The 15,521-nt window shown below is 39.3% G+C and carries 14 protein-coding genes; 3 read left to right on the top strand and 11 right to left on the bottom strand.

All coding sequences use genetic code 11. From position 1 onward, the window contains the following. Positions 1-7: 7 nt before the first annotated feature. The 6 genes from L0M14_RS00365 to L0M14_RS00340 form a co-directional block, all read right to left on the bottom strand. Complete coding sequence (locus tag L0M14_RS00365; RefSeq protein ID WP_235120153.1) at positions 8-973, bottom strand: AlbA family DNA-binding domain-containing protein; 966 nt, start codon at positions 971-973, stop codon at positions 8-10. Positions 974-1,257: 284 nt separating this feature from the next. Next, positions 1,258-2,283 (bottom strand): hypothetical protein, encoded by a 1,026-nt coding sequence (locus tag L0M14_RS00360; protein WP_235120152.1) that lies wholly within the window; start codon positions 2,281-2,283, stop codon positions 1,258-1,260. A 5-nt stretch (positions 2,284-2,288) separates the two neighbouring features. Then, positions 2,289-3,062 (bottom strand): hypothetical protein, encoded by a 774-nt coding sequence (locus L0M14_RS00355; RefSeq protein ID WP_235120151.1) that lies wholly within the window; start codon positions 3,060-3,062, stop codon positions 2,289-2,291. A 94-nt stretch (positions 3,063-3,156) separates the two neighbouring features. Beyond that, a complete protein-coding gene (locus L0M14_RS00350) occupies positions 3,157-3,540 on the bottom strand; it encodes a hypothetical protein (RefSeq protein ID WP_235120150.1) in 384 nt (127 codons plus the stop codon). Between the two features lie 233 nt (positions 3,541-3,773). Then, entirely contained in the window at positions 3,774-5,696 is a 1,923-nt protein-coding gene (locus L0M14_RS00345; protein WP_235120149.1) for a TnsD family Tn7-like transposition protein, read from the bottom strand. Between the two features lie 16 nt (positions 5,697-5,712). Next, complete coding sequence (locus L0M14_RS00340) at positions 5,713-7,440, bottom strand: TnsD family Tn7-like transposition protein (RefSeq protein WP_235120148.1); 1,728 nt, start codon at positions 7,438-7,440, stop codon at positions 5,713-5,715. A 109-nt stretch (positions 7,441-7,549) separates the two neighbouring features. Between L0M14_RS00340 and L0M14_RS00335 the strand changes: the two genes are divergently transcribed. Further along, positions 7,550-8,661, top strand: a protein-coding gene (locus tag L0M14_RS00335; RefSeq protein WP_235120147.1) for an IS3 family transposase whose coding sequence is annotated in 2 segments (ribosomal slippage) — positions 7,550-7,796 and positions 7,796-8,661 — 1,113 coding nt in all. Because the reading frame shifts where the segments join, the coding sequence is not laid out codon by codon here. A gap of 78 nt (positions 8,662-8,739) precedes the next feature. Here L0M14_RS00335 and L0M14_RS00330 read toward each other — a convergent pair. Genes L0M14_RS00330 through L0M14_RS00315 form a run of 4 tightly spaced genes read right to left on the bottom strand, consistent with a single transcriptional unit; the run spans position 8,740 to position 13,704 of the window. Beyond that, positions 8,740-10,494 carry an ATP-binding protein gene (locus L0M14_RS00330; protein ID WP_235120146.1) on the bottom strand — a complete coding sequence of 585 codons (1,755 nt, stop codon included), beginning with the start codon at positions 10,492-10,494 and terminating at the stop codon, positions 8,740-8,742. Beyond that, on the bottom strand, positions 10,487-12,667 hold the full coding sequence (locus L0M14_RS00325; protein ID WP_235120145.1) for a transposase family protein: 2,181 nt from the start codon (positions 12,665-12,667) through the stop codon (positions 10,487-10,489). Before L0M14_RS00325 ends, L0M14_RS00330 begins: the two co-directional genes overlap by 8 nt. A gap of 1 nt (position 12,668) precedes the next feature. Continuing rightward, positions 12,669-12,872 carry a hypothetical protein gene (locus L0M14_RS00320; RefSeq protein WP_235120144.1) on the bottom strand — a complete coding sequence of 68 codons (204 nt, stop codon included), beginning with the start codon at positions 12,870-12,872 and terminating at the stop codon, positions 12,669-12,671. Next, a complete protein-coding gene (locus tag L0M14_RS00315; RefSeq protein WP_235120143.1) occupies positions 12,838-13,704 on the bottom strand; it encodes a TnsA endonuclease N-terminal domain-containing protein in 867 nt (288 codons plus the stop codon). Before L0M14_RS00315 ends, L0M14_RS00320 begins: the two co-directional genes overlap by 35 nt. Before the next feature lie 218 nt (positions 13,705-13,922). Between L0M14_RS00315 and L0M14_RS00310 the strand changes: the two genes are divergently transcribed. Together L0M14_RS00310 and L0M14_RS00305 are read left to right on the top strand one after the other, a co-directional pair. Then, the gene (locus tag L0M14_RS00310) at positions 13,923-14,117 is read left to right on the top strand and encodes a helix-turn-helix domain-containing protein (RefSeq protein ID WP_235120142.1); all 195 of its coding nucleotides are present in this window, start codon (positions 13,923-13,925) and stop codon (positions 14,115-14,117) included. Continuing rightward, positions 14,110-14,388, top strand: a complete 279-nt coding sequence (locus L0M14_RS00305) for a hypothetical protein (RefSeq protein ID WP_235120141.1) — start codon at positions 14,110-14,112, stop codon at positions 14,386-14,388. The genes L0M14_RS00310 and L0M14_RS00305 overlap by 8 nt, the downstream gene beginning before the upstream one ends. A 661-nt stretch (positions 14,389-15,049) precedes the next feature. On the opposite strand, the gene L0M14_RS00300 is transcribed toward L0M14_RS00305, so the two are convergent. Continuing rightward, positions 15,050-15,427 (bottom strand): hypothetical protein, encoded by a 378-nt coding sequence (locus L0M14_RS00300; protein ID WP_235120140.1) that lies wholly within the window; start codon positions 15,425-15,427, stop codon positions 15,050-15,052. Between the last annotated feature and the right edge of the window lie 94 nt (positions 15,428-15,521).

The raw sequence follows: 15,521 nt of genomic DNA, 5'->3' as shown, positions 1-15,521 counted from the left end.
CCTCTACTTACCAAAAATAGATGTACAGTTGTTTGAGTTTATGAGCATCCTCAATGCGTCCGAAACTTATGTGGAATCCCTTTTGCTGCTTCACTTTCCATAGAAAATCACCATCAACAAACACTCTACATTGGCGTATTGTGGCGGAATATTTTTTATGCCGCGCATCTATAAGTAGTAGTTCAAAATCATATTTTTCATCACACAATCCGTGTTCATCAATATTAAGCCTTAATGGTTGAGATGAACTAAACCCAACAAGCAGATGTCCTACAACTTCTGACTTGGGTGGTAAGGCTAATTTAAAATCAGCATCCTCAATTCGATTATTCAGACCGTAAATAGGATGATGGGTTAGTTCTTTTCCGTGCTTATCGCGTATGAATAGCTCTCCAGCAATAATTGTAATCGGTAAATTCGTTGTATTCGAGAACGCTACCTCTATAGATGCACACCCATCCGCATCATATATTGCATGTAAAGATTGTTCCAGAAATCTTATTTCGAATTGACCTTTATTAAGGTACATATAATCAAAGTCACTACGCTTTGCTAGGGCATTCATGCTACCTTTCCTGAGCAAGCAATACCCTTCATTTAGTCGCTCATATTTCTTTTTCAGCATATACGGTTTATTTTCTGTTCCGTGAATTCTAAAAACGCCTAACACTGCCCCCTTGTATTCATACTTGAAATAATCAAACTGTATCTCAGGTTCAATGTTATTTAGAATTACTTGTTTGTAGTTTGACGAATCAATAAATTCTTCTGGGTTTATTCCCTTGATTTCTTTTCCTTCAGGCCGATCCTTTACTCCCACTATGATAAATTTATCTCCGTCATAACGGGAGTTTGCCATAGCCATAATGTCCACAATCAAGTCGGCAGTCTTTTCTTTGGAATATTGTTTTTCTTTAAAGTCTAAGAAGTCGCACTCGTATCCGTATTCTACTAATTCATTTATCCTATCCATATGGATCTCACCCTAAAGTCATAATTGATTTGTACGCAATATGAACCATTCCTATTATTAATTCGACTTTTTATGCCAATATCCTACTTTTCCCAAATCGGCAAAGAAAAAAGCTACTGATGAGTTCAGTAGCAAATAGCTGTCTATAATGACTTGGGTCGTTCCTTAGAACTTCTTTCATTTTACCTGGGCTACTGGAAATTGCGTGAAGGAAACCCTGGACCACTGATATTACAATGGCCATCTCAAAACAAAAGCTGATCTTATTTGACTCTATACTCACATCAATTCTTGTCGTTTTCCAATAATCCCGTTCTATTGTTTTTCTTTGGTCGGTCAACCTGCTCTAATAACCAAATAACGTGCCACATCCCAGGCAATAAGAGAGCCGCAACCCATTCTTTGTAGATAACGTCTGTAAAGAAGACAATTATTACCGATAAGACTAAGAGCAGGAGATGCGCAACTAACTTACACAGTTCTAACTTAAAAGTAGAAGGGCGATAGCGATTTGCTATTGATTTCCCTAAAAAATACAAACAAGCCATTAGCAGATATAGAATTACAAACGAGGCATGTGCTCGTGTAATGTCAGAACCATATAGACTTACATAACTTTCATAAAAGCTCGAGAGCGCACGGGATAAAAGACCTGATATAACAAAAATGATCCATCCAACTGCTAAAAATAAAGCTATTGTAACTCTAATCCCAAAGTGTCGCTCATTCCGAGCTTGCTCAAACTCTATACATAAGTTTTTAAAGCCTGTGTAAACAGAGTCACTGACCTGTATCAATGTCCCTCGAATTGAATTTGGTATATTGCGTAGTCTATCTATCCTTTTTCTACACAGCGATATAATTAATGTACGCTTTTTTTGCAGCCAACTCTTGCGACGAGATCGGTACACGTTCAATAACGGCACACATGAGTGCAGGATATAGTGACCATGAATCATCCCACGGATCGAGCCTCCTCCAAAATAGATCGCCTTACGTAACAAGTACATCATTTCAGAGGTAGGGATGTTGGTGTTGCTGCATGCGCTGTCAAACACTTTTTGTCCTTTACTCTTACTAGCCGCTTCTCTATATTTGAATATAAGGATTGGAAATGTTGTACCTAGTGAAAAGGGTAAGATCACATATTTCAATGTTTGCTCATAAAACAATCTAAACCCAGTTTCATCTTTCAACTCAAAATAAGAAAGCATTTCTTTGTTAGTCTGCAAATAATCGAACAATATTTGTGAAATAGGCTGCGCCATAAGAAGTCCAAGAACCGATACTGCTCCGAAAAGGAAGGCCACTGTCTCTAGGGCCAGCCTACTTTTTCTAATTTATAAACGGGTTGAATGATGACATATAATAGTTGAAATGCGAACGAATACATAAAATTATAAAAGGCAAATCTTTTGTCTGTTCCAGATTGAACAAACATATAAACATAGCTATCAAAAAAGTTCTTAATTGGTATCGAATATGGAATGCCTGTAATATGGGATAAGATTTGGTTTATTTCATTTAATACACTTAGGAAAAACGATAAGGAAATAAATGGGCTGGTTAAAGAAATCAATGGTATAAGCCAGCGTCGGCGCGTAATGGATAAAAAGCAAAAGGCATAAAAGATTAATCCAAGCCATCCTGCAAAAACAAAATCATTAAACAACCACCTATCTATTGAAAAAGCAAAAGGTTCCCATATCCAACTTACAATATAGCCAAGCGATACAAAATAAGAAAATAGCAGCGAGATGCCCTTTCTAAACAACCTCAATCTAGCCTTTAAATCCTCAGTTGTATTATCAATACCAATATAGTTACACATTCTAATTCTATGCCAAAGACGACAAGTTAGCCTAGTCTTAGATGCGATTATTCCCAAATATGGAATGAACCACAATACTACTAATAACACATTTAAGTACCATGGCAATAAAGAGGAGAAATAAATCAAAAGAATAAGAACATCAACAATAATAAAGCGATTTATTATCCCCCATTTTCGGCTACGGCGCAAAACTTTGAAAGCGATTGTATTGTTGTAATTCTTATAGATTCTTATAAAATTATTTAATTTTGTCAATATATAGACCTCCGCTAGGACTCAAGTAAGCTGTAGCAGTTTGAGGCCGTCCTTTTATACTGTACGAAGCGGCATCATCCATGCCGTATAATAATTACTGTTCCTGCGTTTCCCAACGTTCTTTACAAATATTCTCTGCTTCCTCAAGAGACAATTGTTCAAGAAGTTGCTCAAACTCAAGAATGATCGCGGCAGCATCCATCGCTTCCAAATAGCCAACTTTATTCAAAGAAGCTATTAACGTACCTACTGCCCTTTTTGCAGTAATTTGGTTACATAGTTGATAGGTAAGATTATCTACGAATAATTCACTATTGGAAATTGCCGCCTTTTGATTGATCGAATCGTTTGTGCTTAAGAAAATTCGGATTGATTCAAGATAATTAGCAAAGGCATTTTTACTAGGAAGATTTTTAATATGACGATCCAAGGAACTTATCAAAAACGTCACTTTCTCGGTATCATCTAGTAAAGTCAAGTTCTTTCACCCCCATAATTGTTCGTAAATACTGCCGCGGGTAATGCATGTACGAAATTTGGACTAAGTCTATGCTGATAGGGTCACCTGGCTCACCTAATCTCCTCCGAGTTCATTTCATATGCTTTACCCTCAGCCATACTAATACTTTATACCTAGTTTATTATCCCATAATTCAATTTACAAGTCTTGTAAAGAGAACCAAGCACATAGGTTGCTTGGTTCCTCTACAATCAAAATATCATTGTCTCCAATTGGTTAATGATCCTTTCGTCCACCTCCGCTGTACTTTTCCTGTACATTGGACTGAACGTTTTTATACTATCAAGGGAAATGACTCTCTTGTTGTATTTTTTCATCTGCTCAATAATTACTGTAAGATGGCGGATTAAGTAATTTGTGTCTGACTCAACCTTGTTTTTTAGTAATTCTGCAACTCTTGGGAATTTTTCAGGTGCATTCTCTAGATGCTCAGTAATAATCTTGGGGGCATTAGCCAAAATGGTATACTTTCTTATCTGCTCAGCGGGATTCGATTTGTACAGGTCATCTGCTGCCGCGGCTAAAGTTTTGCTATATTCAAGATCTAACTTAGCCCAATCCTTTCTAATCTGGTTCTTTTTGCTGGGAGGTAGGTTTTGTTCCATCCAATCTCGGTCGTTCTTTAACATTTTATGATACAGATGATTATATCTTTTAGCCAACTCAGTTCTTGAAAGTTGGCTATTTCCCTGCATTATTGCAAGTATCTTTTTGCGATTTTCTGTTAACGACGTGGTGACTTCTGAGGTTGCAGCAACTTCGTCATTATTATCCATAGACGATGCCCATAACATTTCAAGCGACTGAAGTATTCTAGTGTCTAAAACCGGCTCTTTATGCCGATTCAATGAACGTTTTATTTGGGTTGGGGATGTCTTTAACCTTTTTGCAATAGCATTATTACTTAAACCACTTGAATGAAGTTCTAATACAGTCGAGTGCCACAATGGACCCATTGTTAACACTGCATAAGGCTTCTCGTTACTATGATCGTTTAATTTCCATCTTTTTGAGAAACTAAAGCCACATAGCGGACAACCAAATAATCCAGAAATATATCTTCCATCATGATCAACACGAACACATTTTTTGATAACTCCTAAGCCATATCCTTCACATACCGGGTTATTGCAAATCCATGGCCCATTCCCAAACGGTATCGGTATACAAAAGGCTCCATTCTCCAATATAAAATGTTCAACTGAACCAGATAAAAACATCATAATCAGCACATATAGCAGGATATTTTTAACTCCCTTACATGAAAGAAAGAAACTGTCCGAATTAACCTGTGCCTTCAAGTCGGTAGTCAAGTATCCCATTAAACCATTGTCTTTCAGAAATTTATCAAAGTGCTGAAAAATTTGTTTTCTGTCAACGCCACCCGAGTACTTCATGTATCCTTTTAGTCCCAATGCATTTTTCAAATTTGCAAATATCTCTTCCCGGGATACCTGCTTGGAGTACCTAACCATCTGATAGAAGTTCGTAAGGACTCGCTGTTTGATATTATAGTTGGAGGATACCGATTCTTCTTGAAAATTTGATAAATTGCATCCACATTCACACACTATAGAAGCTAATAATTGTCCATCTTTCGCTCTAGCCAATTTCTGATTACAGCTCGGGCAAAGCACAATCAATTTACTGCCATGTTCTGGACAGTATGTTATAAAAGTTAGTTGGTGGGTCCTATGCAAATAAACTTCACCATATTTTTGACTGTCATTCTTCATGCAATCAGGGCAATAACGTAAGTCCTCTGAAATAAGTCGATCTTTACCCTTGCCTAGTAAAACAGCAATATTGGAATCACCTGCATTTTCGGTGATCTCTTCAATGGCTCTTGATAACCGGTCATTAGGTATGAATGGTTTGATCCAGTGAAAATAGGTATGGTTAAACAAAAAATCATCCGTTGACAGAAATCGGCTTGGCAACTGATTAAGCAAAAAATTCAAGTTGCGAGGAAGTACGGTTAAACCATAGACCTTTCTTCCGAACAACTCTGAATTTGTTACTGAAAAATCACTGTTACCCGAAAGCACATGGTACCTGAATATTATGGACCTACTATCTTCATCTGAATATAAGGTAGGGAAATACGATAACATAAACATCATCCTTCTTTCATGACTGATGCTCAACGAGTTCCATGAATTTGTCCTTAACCATTTTCTTTAATGGATGATTCAAGCCGGCTAGCTTCAATAACCTCCATCCCAATACCTTTCCTTCCGTCTCATTAAGCCTGCTTGCTGCCCAAATTAACCTACGAACTTGAAATGTCTCTGTTGAATCGACATGTTGCTTAATGAATTCATTGGTTTTGGGGAGCTTGTTTAGATTCTTCATAAGCTTATGTTTCAGTTGGCCTGAATCCGTATGTCTAGTTATTGAGGCCAATGATATTCTTTGCGGATTAGTCAACTGTTTCATCTGTTCGACCGTCCTTACCACCACATCATACAAAATCTCGTCTCGCTGATCCCAATCCTTTTTTGTTCGTTTGACCTTCTTTAGCGAACATACTCTTCCGTTGTCTCTTCTCGACCTGGTAGTTTGACCTTCGCTTCTCGACTTATACAAAGTTGCTTTATACGTATCAAGATGCTCCGTTTGAGTCTTTACAGTCCCTGGGTCGACACCGAGAATTTTTGCTTTCTGACGAAGAGATATATTGATTTCATTAAGACGCCTTAGCTTGTCATGCCAAACCGGACCAAAAGCTTTAATTCTACCTCTGCGGTTTCGATCCTCATCGCATGTATCTGGGCCTCTTCTTGAATATACAAATCCGCAGCTACAATGGAAGGTTCCGACCGGCTTTGAGGTTGTTGAACATCTAGTAACTACACATTCTTCAACAACACTTTGATTATAATGATCAGCCGCTTTATTGAGACATGGCCAGGGGCCGCTTCCAAATGCCAGGTTATCGTTGGGGACCGAAAAACCACCGACAGATTTTTCGAAAAAACGGATCAGTAATAGATGCCTTAGTGGATGCGTAATCTCTTCTTGGTCCCTGATTATTTTATGTAACCACGTATCAGAGCTGTTCGAATCAATATCACAGTCTAAATGTTCCAGTAGTTCATCAGTGTAGAAATTCCTAAAATCCTGCATAAAATGATTAAACCGTACCCGGCCGCATACTGTTTGGTATCTTTCCATTGGCAGCATACTTCTATAGGATGCAGTCTCCACTATAGATTTTGACTGGGAGTGTAGAAGTAGATTTGATTGAACAGCAATGAATGCCAGATGATCCACCCAGTTGGCATCGATAACTGGTTCGGTATAACCCGGTACTGCGTGCATCACTAAAGGCACAAATGAAAATTTGTGATGAAGAGTCGAATATTCTACCGTGCTGACCCTTAATATGCTCTTATGTAATGGACATATAATTACACCGGGCAACTGATGACAGCGATGCCAATAAGGTTCGCATGTTTCACTATCTGTTTTATAGCATTCAGTACAAAATCTTAGCTTTGCAGGTATTTTTATGGAAGTAGCAAGCAATCCCAGAGAGGCATGAACTTCCCCCTGCCTACTCCCATTTTTCATCAAAGCTTTTACTTGATCAATTCTCTGTTGCTTCATAAAGGAATTGTAATAGGGAAGTAAGGTATGATTGTTGATGATTTGATCGACTGTATATTGCCCATTCAGATTTTCGGCAAGACTAACTAAATGACTTGGCAGATCTGCAGTCGCACAAACCGATCGACTACCGAAAAGGTCCTCGATGGTTTGTCTTTGTGTCCTATTGCCTGAAAATACATGGTATCTGGCGATCGCGCTATAAAGCAACTCATCCTTATATAGAGTGGGGAAATAAGCCAGCAATAGAATCACCCTCTCAGATAATATCCTATTGGATCGTCTACACTGAGTTAGACATAAAAATTAAGGGCTAGTAGAATAAAGCACATAAGAAAGAAGGAGCGGAACTACAATGCCCAAGCAAAGAAGAACATTTACGGAAGAATTTAAGAAGCAGATGGTGCAGTTGTACGAAAACGGAAAATCAAGAACAAGCCTCGTCAAAGAGTACGACTTGACCTCATCAGCACTCGACCGCTGGATTAGTCAGAGTCAACAATCTGGTGCCTTTACAGAAAAGGCTAATCGATCACCAGAAGAAGCCGAGCTGCTTGCCCTACGTAAAGAAATTCAACAACTCAGAATGGAGAACGACATTTTAAAGCAAGCCGCGCTGATCATGGGACGAAAGTAAACGTGATTCGCAATAATGCTCACAAATACTCGGTATCAGCAATGTGTAAAGTCCTGGGGTTGCCACGTAGCACATATTATTACAAGTCAGAACCGATCGATTCGGAAGAAGAGCAGCAGCTAGAGGAGACAATTTTAGAAATCTTCCGAGACAGTCGAAGCAACTACGGTACACGTAAAATTAAAGTTGAACTAAGAAAGAAAAAGCTATTCGCTTCTCGGCGCAGAATTGGACGTATTATGAAGAAATACGCTCTAGTTTCCACCTATACGGTTGCCCAGTACAAACCATCAAAGAGCGATCCTAACGAATCTCCTACAAGTAACCAGCTTAAGCGAGAGTTCAAGCAAGAGGAGCCTTGTGCAGTCGTTGTAAGTGATCTGACTTATGTCCGCGTTGCAGGAAAATGGCACTATGTGTGCTTATTTATTGATCTCTATAACCGCGAGATTATTGGGTTTAGCAGCGGTCCTAACAAAGACGCACTCCTTGTTTACAGAGCCGTAGCGAGCCTCAGCGTGCCTCTTAACCGCATTAAAATGTTTCACACGGATCGTGGTGGTGAGTTTAAAAACAAGTTAATCTCTGAAGCATTGCAAACATTTCAAATTACTCGTTCTCTTAGCGCAAAGGGTTGCCCTTATGACAACGCTGTCGCAGAGGCAACCTTTAAGATTTTCAAAACGGAATTCGCGAACCAGGTCCATTTTCATACGGGGCAACAGCTTGCCGTTGAGTTATATGACTATGTTCATTGGTTTAACCATCACCGAATACACGGTACATTGGGGTACTTGACCCCAGTTCAAGCAAGAAAACTGCCCTCATAAGAAGTGTCCAGTTTTGTGTTGACAATCCATATTGCTAGTTTTCCCTATTTTACTTGAGCCTAGTACTCAATCAATTTACTAAATTATTAGTCTCGATAGTTCATCTTCCGACGGGATACTTCCTATATCCACTAACTTTTCATAGATTGCCTCCGTATCCTTTCCATTGTTAGCTACTGCATTTCTCAGGTCGTCCTCATCGAGCATAACCTGCTGTTTTTTCTTACTTTTAGCTTTACTGTTCCCTTTTACTTGGGCTTCTTTTCCCTCGTTACCACGGCTTTCGTCTTCATCCGTCATTGAATTGAACGTAATATGGTTAATAAGTTGTTTTCGTAAATCAACCATGTCCTTCTCAGCCTCATTAGACTGAATAACCTTATTAGCAGTTTCATAAGCCATATCATAAGAAGCCCCAAAATCCATTGCTGTTTTTACAAGTTCAATTAGCTTCTCTTCGTCCTGCTCTATCTTTTCATCACGCAATACCTTTGTTTTGACCTCTCCTTGAATATGGACTTTCTCATCTGCCTTTTGTAAATATTGATCCAACACATTCCACTTAGGATATAAATCATCTATTAACTCTAACGCCTGGGGATCTTTGCTTTTCAAAGCCTTTAACATAGGCTGAACCAGCTGCATGTGTTGTTTAGCAACGTTCTCCAGGAGTGCTCCTGTAATTTTTTCATTGTCTTTTCCATCCTCGATAGCCTGCCACTGGGCTAACATGTACAGCTTAACCGCAATATCAACAATTCCTTGAGAAAGATCATACATTTTCTTACTCAAATGAGGCTTAAGGGGTGTCTCTGTAGCAGTCCATTGATATTTCCAGAGAGATTCTAAGATGTAATCCCAATCTTCCCCTTCACTTAGTCTGTCCATGATTAAATCCCCTTGTCCTGTGCTTCTTCTTGCTTGACTGAAGGAACCTGAAAGCAGCCTCATTGCCTTAAACGTCCCTACTAATACCACAGGGACACCAATCGTATTAATTAATTGAGTAAAGTAATTAAGCATCTTCTCAGCGCCGCCACTTTTAAGAAAACTCAGGAATTGAATTTCATCAATGACTAACACTCCTAGCCCATGTAAGGTAGCGATATGAGCCAGTATCGGTATTAACATATCTACGGAAGTCCCTTTAGTTGCAAATTTGCGGTAATAATTTGTACCAAGAATCGAATCAATGGACTGCATAAAATTAAAGCATAGTCCTTTCAACGAACCATCAAATGGGCAATTCAATTTAAGCCAGACAATTTGTTTACGGATAAATGGTTGCCCTTTATAAGTTGAGTGATGGATTACCTGCGGGTATAAGAGTAAGGAGCTCTCGATTGCCGTTGTCTTCCCCTGTCCACTTACTCCAAGGATAGCGAATCCGGCAGCAGTAGATCTCACCCCTGCAATATTACTCCCTGTTGAATCAACTCCCCCTTCAAGAATTTCTTTAAACCCTATATGAAATTGTCTCATGAGTGCTGGGGAGAAAGGATTCCTGGCTTTATAACCATGTCGGATTAATCGCGAAAGCCTTTGTTCCACCAGAAAATGTGAAGGTAAAGGTTCGACATAATCGGAAATCTGTTGAACAAGATGCAGCCTTGTCTGTCGTCCTAATTTACGTTGCCTTTCATCGTAATCAGGGTATTTTCTAATTTGTAATGCGACATCTTCTTCTTCAAATATCGGAGGTAAACCTTCAATAAAAGGATTATCCCTATAGTCAGGAATTTCCTGATCGGAATAGTTTGCCTCCTCTTGCCTGCCTATAAGGCTCGGGGAATAATGATAAAAGTCGGCCTGCTGTTGAGCTTGCTTAACCATGCTTCTTCTCCTCCGTTTCCTTTAATTTTGCGAGTAGACCCAACTTTGATTTAGGTTTATATGTTTCTAGAGGGATTACATGATCTCCAGGATTAGATTGTTCGTCAGTCCCCTCATTTGGAGACTTACCCAACTCATAAGCTTGTTCTTTTCGCAACATATCTCTTTCAACGGCTTTATTTCCTTTAATATTGGACTTCCGTTCAGACTTTGTTAAGGAATGATCTTGATTATCGGCACTCCGCTTCATTGCCTCGTTCTTAATCGCTTCTAACTTCGCGCTTAGGGTTACCTCTTCCTGAAGTTCCGTTTCATTATAATACATGCTTCTTGACAGTTTTTCCTCGTACCGGGTTGATTTCACCTCTTCAAGGCTCATATTTATGAATCGGGAAGACTTGGCCAATAAATCGCACTTTATAAAACCCTTGCCATTGTCCGTCTTCACATAGACATAATTCATACATCTTCTGTCATAAGCGATCGGCACCTTCTGCGTTTTTCCCTTAACGAACCAATCCTGACGCGCTAATTCTTCACAACCATAATACATTCCTTCAAAGTATATCCCCTCCCGATTCACAGAAACTTTTGCCTCGGGCAATACATTCAATCGAACGATATCCGGGTGAACATTCTTCAAATAGTGATTATGAGATATCCCCCAATTCCATAAATCCCTTGCAACGGGCCGCACTTTATCTAATGCTTGATCTTTGTCTAAAGGGTAATATTCCATGTAATGGTGGTTGTTTCTTTGAAGAATCATCTCGATCATCATTTGTGTAAATTCTTTAAGTGTGAGCTTCGCATCTAAGACGTAATCCGGTCCCCCGCGCTTTTTGTATTCTTTCTTTACAGCGCCAGGTGTCCATGGTTGGAGCGTCACATTTAATGTTCGAAATTGCTGTTCTACGATGCCCTTTAGATCAGCACGATACGGAGGCGCGTTCATTATTTTGATTCCTAGCGCATTAGCAAGCGAGTCAGCATTTTTACTCTCCATCTCGCCTCGGTCAGCCATAAAACTATCAGGCATGTGATGACACGGCCACTCTTCCTCAGTAATTTCGATATCATACTGCCTGCAGAACTCAACCTTATTCTCCACTGTATTTTCAATAGCCATCATGACTCCAAGCCAAGACGGACCTTCAAACCCAACGTATAACCCGACAACCATATGGCTGTATACATCAACAACAATATATACAACAGGCCTGCCAACTATAATATTGGGATCAATCGAACTTACTAAATATACATCCGCGACAGTAGCGTCAACCTCGTAGATCTGTCCCGGTCCGGTTGCTTTCCTTGTTTCTGATCCAAGCAACGGCCTGAAATCACGATTAAATGTAACCTCGCCTTCTCGAGCGATTAGTAGCTTGCGCTTGGTGTAATACCTTCGAATGTGATATCGCAATTGAGCAATACTTGGTACATCGTGTCCTGGAGGTATTATCGGGATCTCATATCTGCCTTTCTTAGTGGTACCAACCTGATAATATTTCTTTAACATCTCAATATATGTATATTTCACGGAGTCTCTCCGATTTATTTTTAAATAGACCTCTCTGATGATCGCATCGAATATTTTACGATGACCCTCACTTATTAAGACTCCTTTTAACTTGGGATCTACAGAAATACTGGTTTCTCTGGGTCTGCCCATCTTTTGAGTGGGATTCTTCTTACTGCCCTTCCCTCCGCATTTTCTGAATCTGGGAAGTATAGCATTCACCATCTTCCCTCCAGTCCAGTAATAGCGTAAGTATTTATAGTAAAGGTTTTTTCCCTTGCCGGTTCTTTTCATTTCACTCTTTATAATTTCATACCGCTCTTTTGGATTGTAAATGTTAGGCTCCAGTTCTACTATGTCTTTAATACATTTCCAGGCTTCATCTCTAAGGCGAATTTCTTTTGGGGTTAGAAGCTCTTCCGAAACCATAAACCTGGAATACGGGTCATGCTCGCGCTTAATCATCACCCCTTCAATAAGCTCCTGTTCAATAGATGAGATCCGCTTAATCTCAGGAACCCCGGTTTTTTTTATAATAGAAATGGTAACGGCACAATCCTCCGACTGATTCAGCCACAGGACCCTCTCGCAATCAACAAGCTTTGATTCTGCGTCTCTTTTTTCAAGCAGAGTATTGATAAATAGCTCCATTTTATTCTCCTCCAGTTTCAATAAAGGTTAGGATAGGTCTTGTAATTACATTAGGATTGGCCGAGTTAATTACGCATATATCAGCTATTGTTTGATCTATCTTAATCGCTTGAATCGTCTGGCTTTCCTTTATTAATTTGGACTCTAAAACAGACTTTAATGTAGCCTCGTTATCTTCTAGAGACGCTAATACGATTATTTTCATGGTCAGTCCTCCAGTTTTGAAAATGATTCACTTGTATTTCTAATCGTTTCTGTGTAGGAAGAATTCGACGACTCATATCCACTTCCCATAACCGATTAGCAATCAGATATCGAACAACATTCATGCTGGCCCCCATCGGTAAATCCATCTTTGCATCAAGATCCAAGGTAATTTTGGCCAATGGCTTGTCTATATTAACGATCCATTCATATAACACAGACTCCAATTCACAAACCAGTTCATCGGTTAGACACGCCACCTCATCCAAAACCTTGGCCGAATGCAACCATTCCACGTTTTTAACCAAATCGTAATTGATTTGATTTTCTGTAATCAGCCGCCATTCTATATCCAGATCTTTGAAGTAATACTTCTCTATTTGAAGCTTGTCTAATACCCTTCGATTTAATTTAGCCGATGGCTTTATGGAATGAGCTATACACCTAAGTTCTTCACCTGACCTTACGGTCAATAGCATGTCTGTAGTCATTACAATGGGATGCTTGGTCTTCGGATCAATTGGATGTCTGATGCCCAGCTTTTGTGCAATGAACATTGTTTTTTCTAAAGGCAACAAAGGGTATTGTTCTCTAATATCAACAACGTCCAATGCCCACTCCATTTGATAATGATGAGCTAATTCATAGTGTTCGGACAAATAATGGTGTAGTCGCCCACTCTTCCAACCCCGAATTCTCGTTACAACCCCATGGGATGGAACATCATGAATGGTTAACCAAGGCTTATATTCCGCAAAATGCCCCTTACCACGTCCTTCCTTAATCCACCTTTCTATTGTTGCTGCTGTTGTGCGCCGACGTCTTTTAGACATGAACAACTCCTCCATAGGTTTGTAGATTTTTTGTTGATAATATAATTGAATAAAACAATTAATAATTGACTTTGATGATAAACGATATTTACTCAACTTGTCAACTCCATTTAGTCGAGTAATTTACAACTTAAACGCAATATGTTACCATACAGTAAAGTGTTCACTTTACTGTTCAGTTTTGTATTCAGATAAGCAGATTATGGGTAGGAGGATACATGTTAATATTAGGAGAAAGAATTAAAACTTCGCGTATATCTAGAGGGTGGACACAAGAAGAACTCGCCGGGAAAATCGACACAACGAAACACGTTATTTCTAATTGGGAACGCAACAAAGGTAATCCAGATCCAGAGCAAATTACCGCATTAGCTAATACCTTTGAGGTTTCGGCAGACTATTTGCTTGGTTAAGCAATTTTCCCGAACCACATTTTCGGACCCTTTTGGACAAATCTCCTTGATGCCTGCAATTGACTATTCTTTTGTGAAAGGATCGACATGGGATCTCCTTAAATTGTTACGCTCTGGCATTTCACTAACTGTAGATGCTAATGAAATTGCCCCTAAAGATAAGAAACTGATTGCCACCATTATTGAAGCTATTCTTACCAGAAGCAACGCAGATGCTTGTGGAGTTATAGAAGAACCGCCTAATTCCAATCAAGATTCTCTGCTGTTTTAAGGCAATACCAGCTCATAACCAGTCTTCTGTTAGATTCAGGGCCCTTTTGCATATATCACATTGCACCTCGATGACTAACCCCAGTCCAGTGGGAACGAAAGTATAAGCGAATTTAGCGCCTGAAACGTCAACGGGTTTACATGAGTCCCAATCTTGTATTTTTTGAAGCATCTCTTCTGTAATCTTAAAAATCATCCTTCCATCTCCATTCTCATGTTTCATTTTCACCTCTTGACAGCCATCGTAGAAACGGTGCTCTTCGATAGAACCATTGCAAGAGGAGCTAACGACTAGGGGGAGGCATGATATTTCGAACCTCCCTCTATTCAGAGATACCTTCTAGTTGTTCAACTCTACTCTCTAAACGCTTCATATAGGTCAACATCGCGTCAAGAGTACATGGAGTCACAAAACCGGGCACGCCGTTCCTCTCGATTTTAATCCTACTAGTGAACTCCTTGCTCCTACTTGGCTCTACCGGTCCCCATCTATGTTTTTTGTACCTCAAGATTTTCTCCAGACAGATTGTCCAAACCTCTAATGTCTTCTGAAGCATCATAAGTTTGTAGTAATGATCCGGATTGTTCGTGAATGGATAATCATAGTACTTTTTTCTCTTTCGATGCTCAGCTTGTAAACATTGATGGTTTTTTCGATATCTTCAATTAATTCTTCCATCTTCCCACCTTTGCTTATCTCGATTTATGTTATACGCATCATTCTTTTGCATTTTTCGCAATGCTTTAAGTTTTTGAATGCTCTGAAAGTAAAGCTGAAGTTTAACGTCCGAAGGTCTCTTACTATCATCTATTCGATTACACTTTTCCAAGTCGCCATTACTTGCGACTATATAAATTGCTGACAATTCCTTGTTGAGAATATATACAATCCTTACCCGCCACTCTTTCTCAAACACAGCCTTTTCAAACCACTGATCTCTGATTGCTTTTGAGCATGTAAATCTAGCACCCTTGAAAATAATGCCTCTCGCGGTCACTCTCGCACATCCATTTCTCAGCAAATGTTTTTTCATTCCCATAGAACAACTCCTTCATAGATTCTTATATCACTATTATATCCCTAATACTATATTTAATACTTATATCTTATTTTAGATATTTCGTACTAGACCT

The organism is Paenibacillus hexagrammi (genome assembly GCF_021513275.1).
GTDB lineage: Bacteria > Bacillota > Bacilli > Paenibacillales > NBRC-103111 > Paenibacillus_E > Paenibacillus_E hexagrammi.
The sequence above is the reverse complement of the archived record's forward strand: the minus strand, read 5'-3'. Positions and strand labels throughout refer to the sequence as shown.

Coding starts and splice junctions, on each gene's coding strand:
- L0M14_RS00365 (WP_235120153.1), bottom strand. CDS start 973: ATGGATAGGATAAATGAATTAGTAGAATACGGATACGAGTGCGACTTC.
- L0M14_RS00345 (WP_235120149.1), bottom strand. CDS start 5,696: ATGTTATCGTATTTCCCTACCTTATATTCAGATGAAGATAGTAGGTCC.
- L0M14_RS00330 (WP_235120146.1), bottom strand. CDS start 10,494: ATGGTTAAGCAAGCTCAACAGCAGGCCGACTTTTATCATTATTCCCCG.
- L0M14_RS00325 (WP_235120145.1), bottom strand. CDS start 12,667: ATGGAGCTATTTATCAATACTCTGCTTGAAAAAAGAGACGCAGAATCA.
- L0M14_RS00320 (WP_235120144.1), bottom strand. CDS start 12,872: ATGAAAATAATCGTATTAGCGTCTCTAGAAGATAACGAGGCTACATTA.
- L0M14_RS00315 (WP_235120143.1), bottom strand. CDS start 13,704: ATGTCTAAAAGACGTCGGCGCACAACAGCAGCAACAATAGAAAGGTGG.
- L0M14_RS00310 (WP_235120142.1), top strand. CDS start 13,923: ATGTTAATATTAGGAGAAAGAATTAAAACTTCGCGTATATCTAGAGGG.
- L0M14_RS00300 (WP_235120140.1), bottom strand. CDS start 15,427: ATGGGAATGAAAAAACATTTGCTGAGAAATGGATGTGCGAGAGTGACC.